The sequence below is a fragment of the Rhodococcus sp. HM1 genome (assembly GCF_023218075.1).
Taxonomy (GTDB): Bacteria; Actinomycetota; Actinomycetes; order Mycobacteriales; family Mycobacteriaceae; genus Rhodococcus.
Genome location: NZ_JALPTB010000124.1, coordinates 1 through 8,968, shown reverse-complemented (window position 1 = coordinate 8,968; position 8,968 = coordinate 1). Strand labels below are relative to the sequence as shown.

Annotated in this window: 8 protein-coding genes; 6 read left to right on the top strand and 2 right to left on the bottom strand. The window is 70.8% G+C overall.

Annotation, left to right across the window (positions count from 1 at the left end):
• Positions 1-818, top strand: an 818-nt coding sequence (locus M1M07_RS31260; RefSeq protein ID WP_308200888.1) for an SMP-30/gluconolactonase/LRE family protein, incomplete at its 5' end; no start/stop codon positions are given.
• A 130-nt stretch (positions 819-948) separates the two neighbouring features.
• On the opposite strand, the gene M1M07_RS31255 is transcribed toward M1M07_RS31260, so the two are convergent.
• Together M1M07_RS31255 and M1M07_RS31250 are read right to left on the bottom strand one after the other, a co-directional pair.
• Positions 949-1,851 carry an SAM-dependent methyltransferase gene (locus M1M07_RS31255; RefSeq protein WP_197254537.1) on the bottom strand — a complete coding sequence of 301 codons (903 nt, stop codon included), beginning with the start codon at positions 1,849-1,851 and terminating at the stop codon, positions 949-951.
• 75 nt (positions 1,852-1,926) lie between these two features.
• Entirely contained in the window at positions 1,927-2,193 is a 267-nt protein-coding gene (locus M1M07_RS31250; protein ID WP_197254536.1) for a hypothetical protein, read from the bottom strand.
• Between the two features lie 456 nt (positions 2,194-2,649).
• Here M1M07_RS31250 and M1M07_RS31245 point away from each other — a divergent pair, with 456 nt between their 5' ends.
• From M1M07_RS31245 to M1M07_RS31225, 5 genes are all read left to right on the top strand, one after another.
• A complete protein-coding gene (locus tag M1M07_RS31245; protein WP_197254535.1) occupies positions 2,650-2,853 on the top strand; it encodes a hypothetical protein in 204 nt (67 codons plus the stop codon).
• Between the two features lie 268 nt (positions 2,854-3,121).
• The gene (locus M1M07_RS31240) at positions 3,122-5,041 is read left to right on the top strand and encodes a hypothetical protein (protein WP_248676639.1); all 1,920 of its coding nucleotides are present in this window, start codon (positions 3,122-3,124) and stop codon (positions 5,039-5,041) included.
• A complete protein-coding gene (locus M1M07_RS31235; RefSeq protein WP_248676638.1) occupies positions 5,038-6,501 on the top strand; it encodes an archaeosortase/exosortase family protein in 1,464 nt (487 codons plus the stop codon). Before M1M07_RS31240 ends, M1M07_RS31235 begins: the two co-directional genes overlap by 4 nt.
• Complete coding sequence (locus M1M07_RS31230) at positions 6,495-7,916, top strand: glycosyltransferase (RefSeq protein ID WP_197250853.1); 1,422 nt, start codon at positions 6,495-6,497, stop codon at positions 7,914-7,916. Before M1M07_RS31235 ends, M1M07_RS31230 begins: the two co-directional genes overlap by 7 nt.
• Positions 7,913-8,968: ABC transporter (locus M1M07_RS31225; RefSeq protein ID WP_248676637.1), on the top strand; the 1,056-nt coding region annotated here is incomplete at its 3' end. The genes M1M07_RS31230 and M1M07_RS31225, both read left to right, overlap by 4 nt.

Sequence of the window (8,968 nt, the reverse complement as noted above, 5' to 3'; positions counted from 1 at the left end):
GACGCATCCTGCGCATCGACCCCGAGACCGGCGCCGTGAAGACGCTGGCGACCACCGGTGGCCGGCCGCTCGGCCTCGAGGTCTGCGCCGACGGCACCGTGCTGGTCTGCGACGCCTACCGGGGCCTGCTCCGGCTCGACCCCGAGGCCGGTGTGCTCACCACGGTCGTGGACTCCGTCGGCGGCGAGCCCCTGCGCTTCTGCTCGAACGCCACCGCCGCCCGCGACGGCACCGTCTGGTTCACGCAGTCGAGCACCCGCCACGATCTCGACCGCTACGTCGGCGCCGTGCTCGAGCACCGCGGCAGTGGCCGGGTGCTGCGCCGCGACCCCGACGGCACCCTCCACGTCGTGCTCGACGGCCTGCACTTCCCGAACGGCCTCACCCTCACCGAGGACGAGACCGCGGTGCTGTTCGTCGAGACCGACGGATATCGCCTCACCCGCGTCCCGGTCGAGGGCCCCCACGTGCCCGAGGTTCTGCTCGACAACCTGCCGGGCATGCCGGACAACGTCTCCCGGGCGCGCGGCGGCCGGCTGTGGATCGCGATGGTCACGCCCCGGAATCGGCTGCTGGACCGTCTCGGGACCACCCCGCCGTGGCTGCGGAAACTGCTCTGGCGCTTGCCGACCCGGCTGCTGACCATGCCCGGCCGCACCACCTGGGTGCTGTGCGTGGGGGAGGACGGGCGCATCCTGCACGACCTGCAGGCCGACGACGTCGACTTCCACATGGTCACCGGGGTCGCCGAACACGACGGGCGGCTGTATCTGGGCAGCCTGGAGCAACCCGGGATCCTCGTCCTCGACCTGCCCTGACCGCCGCCGCGCGCGGGTCCGGGAGGGGGCCGGCCGAGGATGAATCCGGACGCTACGGAACCAATGGATCAACCGAATCCGTGGGAGTGCCCCCGGTGTTCGATGCCGACCCTCGGGGGAGACCGACGGGTCAGCCGGTGTTCTTCGTGGCCGTCAGATAGGCCTCCGTCCTGGTCAGCTCCGACAGCTCGTCCGGGAGCGACGGCATCCGAATGCGGTAGGCCGCGACGAGGTCCGCGATGCTCGACGCCCGCACGTCCCACGCGTGGGCGCCGAGCCATTGCGCCGGATCGACCCGGGCATCGTCGTAGAACAGGTGGCGCACGTCGAAGTTGCCGAAGAACGACTTGCCTCCGAAGTACTTGTCCCGCACGGCGGCGAACCGCGCGAAACCGTGGCTCGTGCCGAATCCGTCGAGAGCGAGCCTGCTACCGGCGGTGGACAACGCATCGATGCGCTCGAAGAGAGCGTCGTGCGCGGGCCCCGGCAGATACGGCAGCAACCCCTCCGCCGACCATGCGGTCGGGTGCTCCCGGACGAAGCCGGCCTCGGCGAGGGCGGCGGGCCAGTCGTCGCGGAGATCGACCGCGACCGGCCGCCGATCCGAAGTCGGTTGCGCGCCCTGTGAATCGAGCACGCCGGACTTGAACTCGAGCACCGTCGCCTGGTCGATCTCGAACACGACCGTCCCGGACGGCCACGCGAGGCGGTAGGCGCGGTCGTCGAGTCCGGCGGCCACGATGACCACCTGCCGCACCCCGTCCGCGGTCGCCGTCGTGAAGAAGTCGTCGAAGAACTTCGTGCGCAGACCCATGAACCGGGGGAAGAAGAACGGGAGCTTCTCCAGCGCGGAGGGGTCACTCAGCAAGGCGACGAACTGAGGATCGTTCGCAGCCTCGACGAACCAGCGGGCGAACGGATCGGAGATCAACGCGTCGGGACGTTCGGATTCGAGCGCCCGGAAGGTCGCCACCGCAAGCGCTGTGCGGCCCACGCTGCTCACGATGTCCCAGGTGTCCCCGTCTTCTCGCATCGGTATCACCATCCTCGATGGGGTAGCCGCGTGCCCCGAACTCTCTCGGGGCACGCGGCGCAAGCCGGCGCCCGGTCAGAAGTTGCCGAAGCGCGGGACCCCCGGGCCCACGCCGAGATCGCGGTCCCAGCGCCAGTCGTCGTGGTCGTGCGGGCTCCGCCAATCCCGGAGTCCGTGGTCGTGGTCGCAGTCGCGCCATTCCCGGTGTCCGCGGTCCTGCCGCCACTGCCAGGGACCGTTGTGGTCGCAGTCCTGCTGCCACACCTGCTCGATCCGGCTGTGGGGGGCCGCGTCGGCGAGAGCGGGCGCTGTGACGAGGCCGAGGGGGACTGCCGCCGACATCGTGGCTACGGCGGCCCAGCGAAGAATGCGACGTGAATGTGTGGGCGGTGTCGATTTCATCGGTGAAACTCCGATCTGCACTCGGCCATGGACTCGCGCGGCGAGGACCCGTGCAGGCGGCCGTGACCGATACGGTGTGCGGCCCGGGCCCGCGGACTGCGGGCCGGGCCGGATCGACCATCGATCCGATTTCGAGAGTTGCAACTTGTATCCACAACAGGCCGAGAGCGATCGGCATTCCCGCTGTGGGCCTGCAAAATTCATTCGTTCGGCTCCAAGAATTTCGAAGCCTACGGAACACGAAAAATAACAGAATTTCTCGGATCCAGGGTGGTCCACCCACCCGACATCGACGCAACGACCACGCGGCGCGGTCCGATTCGGCAACCTGGTCGGGACGGTCCCGGACGGGGACCGCGGACGTCATGGCACCTCGAGCGCAGGACGGTGACCGCCGTGCCGATCGACAACGACCTCTACGACCGGATCGGGATGGGTTGGTGGGACGAGACCAACCCGCTCAATCTGCTGCAGGGCAGCCTCACCCCGGCGCGGTACGACTACCTCCGCAGCGTCCGCCGGGACGCGGATATGCGACCCTCGACGGGCTGCGAGTCCTCGACATCGGAAGCGGAGGATTCCTCTCGCGGCGGCACCTGACGGTCAACCTGTCGGGGGCGCTGTCGAGGGCTTGGGGTCCGCCGGGCGGGTGGACCCGGCGCGGTGGGCTCGGGACGGCTGCTCGGCGTGATCGTCGCTACGGCCGCCGCGTCGCCGCCGCGTTCGGGGAGGTCGCCCGGAGTTCGCGAAAGCCGTTGAGCCCGAACAAGTTCGGACACCGATCACGAGAAGGGGGCAGGCAGAGGCATCCCCACTGCACCCTTCGTTGTATTTGCGAATTAAGTCCGGGTCCGGGCACCCTTCGTGGGTGCGTGTCATTCGTTGCATCCCCCCGCTGGCTCTGATCCTGGTGGCGCTGTCGCCTGCCGTGGCCCACGCCGACCGGTCGGCGGACTCGATCACCGTGTCCGCCGACACCCTCGGATTCGGCGACCACATCGGATTCCGCGGGCACGACGACACCGTCACCCTGACGTTGCCGGTACCGGCCGGGCTGACCCCCCGCGCGCTCGACGCGACCGTGCAACCGCCCGGAGACCTCGCGCGCGGCCGGATCGACGTGCTGTCCGACGGGGTGGTCCAGCAACGCATCCCACTCGACGCCGACGCCGTCGCCGCGCCCCTGACCATCCCGCTGGACCTCGTGCCCGTCCGCGACGGCGCCGCCACCGTGACCCTGCACACCGCGCTGTACCCGATCGGCGAGACCTGCCCGGCCGACTGGACCGGCCGGGCACTCGCCCTGCTCGACCCGCGGATCCGCTACGACGGGACGCCCCGAGACCCCGCGACCGTCGGCGAATTCCTGCCCCCGATCCTCGAACGGATAGAGCTGTACCTGCCGGAACAGCCCACCGCCGCCGAATCCGCCGCGGCCGCCTCGCTGACCACCGCGATCGGATCCCGCTATTCCGGACGGGAACCGGAATTCGTCGTGCTGCCCGCACCCCCGGCCGCCACCGACGACGCCGGTGCCTTCACTCGCCGGATCGTCATCCACCAGAACGATGCGACCGCGCAGGCACGCGTGCTGCCGGCGCAGACGACGCCGACCCTCGAACTGACCGGGTCGGCGGCCGGTCTGGCCGACCAGGTACGCGGCCTGCGCAGCGACCTGTCCGTCCTCGCCGTGCAGGAGACGGCGACGCTCGGCGGCACCGCGGTCGTCCCGCAGTTGGCGACCACCGACCTGGCCTTCGACGAACTCGGCATCGGCGCGCCCTCCGCCACCGCGGTCGGGGTCGCCACCGTCGAGTTCGGAGTCGACCAGAGCCGCATCGGCCGGCGCGTGCACGACCTCCGGCTCGAACTGAGCGGCGTCTACACCCCGACGACCTCCGTGCGCACCGGCATCGTCACAGTGTCGGTGGGCGACCGGGTTGTCGACTCGTGGCCCGCCGACGACACCGGCCGGATCGATCGCACCGTCTCCGTCCCCGACGCCCTGCTCTCCCGCGTCACACCCGTAACGGTGTCGCTGCAGACCTCCGGTGGCACCACCCAGTGCGGTCTCGAACAGCCGGTGACCATCCGGTTCGACGGCACGAGCCGTGTGATCACCGCCCCCGCCGGCGCCGGGGTGGATTTCGCGGCGCTCCCGCACAGCCTGCTGCCGGACGTGCAGGTCGCCACCGCGACCGCGAGCCTCGCCGACACCGCCCGCGCCGTCGGCATCCTCGCGGACCTGCAGGCACTGAGCGGCGCGCCGCTGATCCCCGAATGGGTGAGCGTCGACGCCGCGGTCACCGGCGACAAGCCCGCGATCATCGTCAGCCCGGACACGGTGCCGACCGGCCTGAACCTGCCCCTGACGCTGACCGGCGGACGCGCCCTGACCGTCACCGACGACACCGGCCGGACCGGCACCGTCACGTTCCCGAGCGACGTGCGCTTCGCGTCCCTGCAGGTACTCGAGGACAGCGGCCGCACCGTGCTCGTCGCCTCCGCGACCACGCCCGCGGCGGAACTGGACCGCACCCTGTCCTGGCTGCGCGCCGAACCGGGCCGCTGGGCCACGCTCACCGGGGACGTCGTCTTCACCGCCCCGGGACAGGAACCGATGGTGCTCACCGCCGCGACCACAGCGACCGCCGCGGACACCGCATCCGACGACCTCGGCATCGTCGGCCGGATGCTCACGATCGGAGGCGTCCTCGCCGCCGCCGGTCTGCTCGTCGGCGGAATCGTGGCGTTCGCCTGCCGCGGTCACCGGTCGCCGCGACCGTGACCACAGCGCCACCCCGCCACCGCCGGCCCGGGACGCAGCGTGCCGCGACGCTGGGAGTCCCGGCCCGCTGGGCGATCCTGCTCCTCGCGACGATCCTGGCCTTCCACCGCACCGTCCTGCGCATCATCGACGAGGCCCAGGCCGGCGCCGGCAGCGGATTCGTCCTCGTCATCCCGGTGTTCGCCGCATTCGCCGCGTGGGGACTGACCCGGCGGCGCCGCGACGAACTCCCCATCCACGACCGCCAGACCGACCGGATCGTGGGGGTCGCCGTCCTCGTCGTCGCCTTGGCGGTGCGCGCACTGCTCACCCCCCGCTACCGCGAGCAGTACGTGATCATGCACCTGGACGTGCTGGCGATGTGGCTGTTCGTCCTCGGCGGCTGCGTCGTGCTGTTCGGCCTGCGCGGCACCAGCCGGTACTGGCCGGTGTGGCTGGTGCTGTTGTTCACCTCCCCGTTGATCCTGCGTCTCGTCGTCGCCGGGGCCGGCGGATCCCGGTTCGCGTCCGGCGCCACCGTGACGGTCCTCGCGGCGGTGTGTATCGGCATCGCCTGCGGGCGCACCCCTCGCCGCGGACTCGCCGCCGCAGCCGCCACGGTGCTGGTCGGATGGACCGCCGCCGCCGTCCACCTCACCCTGTGGCCCGGAGCCCGGGTCGACGTCGTCCAGATCGTCCCGACCGTCTTCGCTGCCGCCGCCGTCGGCGCGGTGTTCCTGGCCGTCACCCCGGACGAGTCGCGGAAGGCCCGAACGTGCCCAGTGACGCCCCGCGACGCCGCGGGCGCACTCGCCCTGGTGATTCCGCTCGCGCTCGGCATCGCGGTGCTGCCCCTGCCGGGCCGGACCGGCAGCCCGCTGGTGCCGGGCCCCGCCTCGCCCGGCGAACCGGTCCTCGTGGTGCCCGCCGGCTGGTACGAGACCGCGATCGTCGACTACGACTGGCAGCGCCGCTTCTACGGGCGCACCGCCACCCTGCACCGGCAGATGCTGCGCGCCACCGAACCCGACCCCCGCTGGGACGAACTGTCCCGACCCCGGTCCGTGGCCGTGCAGACGCTCACCGCCGCGAACCCGGCACTGTTCCAGGTGAACCCGGTCGAAACGAGCTTCGACCTGAGCCGCGCGCGGGTCGGACCCAAACGGTTCGTCGACCTCGGCCACGGCGTCGAGGCTCAGTACTTCACCGTCGCCGACGACGACCTGCTGCTCACCTGGAGCCTGCTGTCGTTCACCTGGACCCGCGGCGACACGGCCCAGCGGGTCACGCTCCTGACCGTCGACAACCACGAACACGACGCCGTCTTTCCCGCGGCCGAACCGAACATGGCATCCAACCTGGGCCGCCTGCTGACCGTGTTCCTCCGCGGCGGCCATGCCCTCACCGACACCGAATCCGAGGACAAGGACGTGGACCTGCTGACCGCACTGGGCCGAGAACTCGTGGCCGCACAATGGTGACCGCCGAATTCCGCAGCGCCGCACTGCACGACGCCGTCAACGGGCTGCGGGAGAACAATCCCGCGGCGTCGGCGGCCGTCCCGTTCGTGCCGTGGCAGAAACGCACCGCCCTGACGGCGTTGGTCGTCGGCCTCGTCGCGGTGCTCGTGTGGCCGGTCCCGGCACTGATCGCGGCGACCGCCCTGTGCACCCTCGGCTACATCGCCACCATGGCCGACCGGCTGCTGCTGCTCTCCCGCGGCCTCGCCCGCGACGCCATCATGACCGTCACCGACGACGAAGCCCTCGCGGTCACCCAAGCCGACCTGCCCACCTACACGGTGCTCGTGCCCGCCTACAACGAACCCGAAGTCGTCGGCGACCTCATCGCCGCGATGTCCTCGCTCGTCTATCCCGCCGACAAACTGCAGGTGCTGCTGCTCCTCGAAGAGGACGACACCGTTACGATCGACGCCGCGGAAGCCGCCGGCATGGGGGACAGCATCGAGATCCTGAAGGTCCCCGCCGCCGACCCCCGCACCAAACCGAAAGCGTGCAACTACGGACTGCACTTCGCCACCGGCGAGATCGTCACCATCTTCGACGCCGAGGACCGCCCCGACCCGCTGCAACTGCGGCGCGTCGCCGTCGCCTTCGCCCGCCTCGACGACGACGTCGCCTGCGTCCAGGCCAAACTCGCCTTCCACAACGGATCCCAGAACATGCTCACCGCGTGGTTCACCGCCGACTACGCCCTGTGGTTCTCGTTCATCCTGCCCGGGCTGATGCGCTCGCGGTCCCCGATCCCGCTCGGCGGCACCTCCAACCACATCCGCCGGTCCGTCCTCGACGAGATCGGCGCGTGGGACCCGTTCAACGTCACCGAGGACGCCGATCTCGGAGTGCGCATCGCCGCCTCCGGGCTGCGCACGGCAGTCCTCGACTCGACGACCCTCGAGGAAGCCAACCCCGACCCGATCAACTGGATCCGCCAACGCTCCCGCTGGTACAAGGGATACCTGCAGACCTGGCTGGTGCACATGCGCGACCCGATCGCCCTGTGGCGCGGCATCGGCACCGTCGGCATGCTGCGCTTCACCGCCCTGCTCGCCGGCACCCCGATCGTCGCCTGCCTGAACATGATCTTCTGGATGATCACGGCGAGCTGGCTGCTCGGGCAACCCGGCATCGTCCAGCAGATCTTCCCCTGGTACGTGTACTTCCCGGCCCTCGTCTCGCTGCTGTTCGGCAACTTCGCCGTGCTCTACATGAACCTCGTGGCCTGCCGGGAGACCGGAAACGCCCGCCTGTGGGTCTCGTGCCTGACGGTGCCGCTGTACTGGCTGCTGATGTCCGTCGCCGCGATCAAGGGCACCTACCAGCTCGTCAAGGACCCCTCCTACTGGGAGAAGACCTTCCACGGGTTGTCGTCGTGAAACACACCGGAACCCGCCTGTTCTGGGCGGCCACCATCCTCTACCTGGTGATCGGGACGTGGCTCGCCGTGGACGTCCAGTACCTGCAGGGCGACGCCCTGAGCCGGGTCTCCGCCACCCGCGCAGTACTGTTCAGCCGCGACCCGCACCTCGCGGCGATCGGATTCGTCTTCACCCCGCTCACCGCCCTGGCGCAGCTCCCCGTCGTCGCGCTCTCCGAATGGTGGCCGCAGATCACCCGATGGGGCCTGTCCGGGGTGCTGATGTCGGCGCCGTTCATGGCCGGCGCCGTCGTCCAGATCCACGGCATCGCCGCCGACCGCGGCTGCCCCACCTGGCTGCGCTGGGCCGTGACCGCGACCTTCGCCCTCCACCCGATGATCCTGTACTACGGCGCCAACGGCATGAGCGAAGCACCGTTCCTGATGCTGCTGTGCTGGGCACTGCGGCGACTGATCCGCTGGTTCACCACCGACGACGTGCACGACCTCGTGTTCGCCGGTCTCGCACTCGCCCTGGCCTATCTGGCCCGCTACGACGCCCTGGCCGCGGCCGCCGCCGCCACCGCCCTCGTCGTGGCGGTGGTGTGGTTCCGTCGCGGCGACCCGCGCGCGGCGCTGCTCGACGGGATCGTCGTCGCGCTGCCGACTGCCCTGGCCTTCGCCGTGTGGGCGGCCACCAGCTGGCTCATCACCGGTCAGGCCCTGCAACAGTTCTCCTCGCAATACGGCAACGCGGCCATCCTCGACCAATCCGGCGGCGGATCGGACGGGGGAGCGGCGGCCCTGGCCTTCTCCGTTGCCGAAATCATCGGGCTGGCACCGGCGCTGGTGCTGCTGCTTCCGGTGGTGGCGGTGCTCGCCGGGCGCCGCCGCGACCCCGAACCGCTCGCGGCGGTGATCCTGCTCGCGGTGCTCGGATTCGCGACCCTGGCCTACTTCCGCGGCCTCACGTTCCCGTTCCTGCGCTTCTACCTGTGCGCCGTGCCGCTGCTCGCCGTCACCGTGGTGTTCCTCGCCCCCCGCGCGGGACAGCCCCCCGCCCGCCGACCC

What these genes read in the sequence shown, in the direction of transcription:
- M1M07_RS31255 (WP_197254537.1), bottom strand. Translation starts at nt 1,851, where the DNA reads ATGCGAGAAGACGGGGACACCTGGGACATCGTGAGCAGCGTGGGCCGC.
- M1M07_RS31250 (WP_197254536.1), bottom strand. Translation starts at nt 2,193, where the DNA reads ATGTCGGCGGCAGTCCCCCTCGGCCTCGTCACAGCGCCCGCTCTCGCC.
- M1M07_RS31230 (WP_197250853.1), top strand. Translation starts at nt 6,495, where the DNA reads ATGGTGACCGCCGAATTCCGCAGCGCCGCACTGCACGACGCCGTCAAC.